Origin of the sequence: Bradyrhizobium sp. WSM1743 (assembly GCF_000473065.1) — a bacterium.
GTDB lineage: Bacteria > Pseudomonadota > Alphaproteobacteria > Rhizobiales > Xanthobacteraceae > Bradyrhizobium.
This window is the reverse complement of sequence record NZ_AXAZ01000147.1, coordinates 1-2,479: the sequence shown is the minus strand read 5'-3', so window position 1 is coordinate 2,479 and position 2,479 is coordinate 1. Positions and strand designations below refer to the sequence as shown.

The window sequence follows — 2,479 nt, the reverse complement described above, 5'->3', positions numbered from 1 at the left end:
TGTCATTCGGCTTGCAATATTGACCCCCTAAGCCGGGGGATCGGCGTCCAAAATTGACCCCCTACAGATAGGTCTGTTGCGCTGCCTGCTTTGGAATGAAGCAGGTGGTTGGGGATGCTGGTCGTGGAGACGATTGGGCGGATACGGCGCGAGCACTTCATCAAGGGTAAGACGATCAAGGAGATCGCCCGCGACCTGAAGGTGTCTCGGAACACGGTTCGGAAGGTGCTGAGGTCGGGAGAGACCTCGTTCGAGTATGAGAGATCGGTGCAGCCGCGGCCAAAGCTGGGGCGATGGGCATCGGAGCTCGACGGGTTGCTGGCGGCGAACGCGGTCAAATCCGCCCGTGAACAGCTGACGTTGATCCGGATCTTCGAGGAGCTGCGCGGCCGAGGCTATGACGGCGGTTACGATGCCGTGCGGCGTTACGCCCGGCAGTGGGGTAAGGAGCGCGGCCAATCGACAGCGGCGGCTTATGTCCCGCTGAGCTTTGCGCCAGGCGAAGCCTATCAGTTCGACTGGAGCCACGAGGTGGTGCTGCTGAGCGGCACCACGGTGATGGTGAAGGTCGCCCACGTCCGGCTCTGCCACAGCCGCATGCTGTTCGTGCGGGCCTATCCGCGGGAGACGCAGGAGATGGTGTTCGACGCCCACGACCGGGCGTTCGCCTTGTTCAAGGGCACCTGCAGCCGCGGCATCTACGACAACATGAAGACTGCGGTTGAGACGATCTTTGTCGGCAAGGATCGCCGCTACAATCGCCGCTTCCTGCAGATGTGCAGCCATTACCTGGTCGATCCGGTCGCCTGCACGCCGGCCTCGGGCTGGGAGAAGGGCCAAGTCGAGAACCAGGTCGGGCTGGTCCGGGAGCGCTTCTTCACGCCACGGCTGCGGTTCAAAAACCTCGACGAGTTAAATGCCTGGCTGCTCGACAAGTGCATCGCCTACGCCAAGGCGCATCGCCATCCGGAGCTGGCCGAGCAGACGATCTGGGAGGTGTTCGAAGCCGAACGACCCAAGCTCGTTCCCTATGCCGGCCGCTTCGACGGCTTCCACGCGGTGCCGGCGTCAGTCTCGAAGACCTGCCTGGTGCGCTTCGACAACAACAAATACTCAGTCGCAGCCAGCGCCGTCGGACGCCCGGTCGAGGTCCAGGCCTATGCTGACCGCATCGTGATCCGCCAAGATGGAAGGATCGTCGCCGAGCATCCGCGATCCTTTGGCCGCGGCGAGACGACCTACGATCCCTGGCACTATGTGCCGGTACTTGCTCGCAAACCCGGCGCCTTGCGCAATGGCGCTCCCTTCAAGGACTGGGTGCTACCGGCCGCCCTCGAGCGGATCCGGCGCCGGCTTGCCAGCACCGACGATGGCAATCGACAGATGGTCGATATCCTCAATGCGGTGCTGACCGATGGTCTGCCGGCGGTGGAAGCCGCCTGTGCCGAAGCCCTCGGTCATGGCGTCCACTCCGCCGATGTCGTGCTCAACATCCTGGCCCGTCAACGCGAACCCGCTCCACCGGCCAACATCATGACGCCGGCTGCGCTGACGCTCCGCCATGCGCCGATCGCCGATTGTGCCCGTTACGACAACCTCCGGAGGACCAGCTGATGGAACGAACCCAAATCTTCGATCTCATGGGCGAACTCAAGCTCTACGGCATGAAGGCCGCCTTCGACGAGATCATGGCGACCGCCGTCAAGCGACAGCATGAACCCCAGCGCATCGTCGGCGACCTGCTCAACGCCGAGATCAACGAGAAGCAAGCCCGGTCGATCAAGTACCAGCTCACCATTGCCAAGCTGCCGCTTGCCAAGGATATCGCCGACTTCCAGTTCGACGGCACGCCGATCAACCAGACGCTCGTCAATGACCTCGCTGGCGGCGGCTTCATCGCTCAGCAGCGCAACGTCGTGCTGGTCGGCGGCACTGGCACTGGCAAAACCCACCTGGCCATTGCGATCGCCAGGAGCTGCATCCGATCAGGTGCCCGTGGTCGCTTCTACAATGTGGTCGACCTCGTCAACCGCCTTGAGATCGAGACCCGCAACGGACGGCAGGGCCGGCTTGCCGAGCATTTAACTCGGATGGACTTTATCGTTCTGGACGAACTCGGCTATCTGCCGTTCGCCCAGTCCGGCGGTCAGCTCCTGTTCCATCTCGTCAGCCGGCTTTATGAGCGCGCTTCCGTCATCGTCACCACCAATCTCGCCTTCGGCGAATGGCCCAGCGTGTTCGGCGATGCCAAGATGACCACAGCGTTGCTCGACAGGTTGACCCACCACTGCGACATCGTCGAGACCGGCAACGACAGTTGGCGATTCAAAAGCCGAGACGACGATCACATCACCCGCGCTCGTCTCGTCTCCGCAACCCCGGCCAGCTCCGACGAGACGAGCGCTACCAGCAAAGCCCGCCGTCCGAAGGGGTCAAAATTGGACGCCGATGAGGGGTCAAATTTGCAAGCCGATTGACA

The 2,479-nt window shown here is 62.6% G+C and carries 1 protein-coding gene and 1 pseudogene; both read left to right on the top strand.

Going from position 1 to position 2,479, the window contains the following annotated elements:
- Positions 1-114 precede the first annotated feature (114 nt).
- A pseudogene (gene istA, locus YU9_RS0138195) lies at positions 115-1,717 on the top strand (IS21 family transposase).
- Positions 1,614-2,477, top strand: coding sequence for an IS21-like element helper ATPase IstB (istB, locus tag YU9_RS0138190; RefSeq protein WP_027577388.1), 864 nt, complete (start codon positions 1,614-1,616; stop codon positions 2,475-2,477). The pseudogene istA and the gene istB overlap by 104 nt, the downstream one beginning before the upstream one ends.
- Positions 2,478-2,479: the final 2 nt, after the last annotated feature.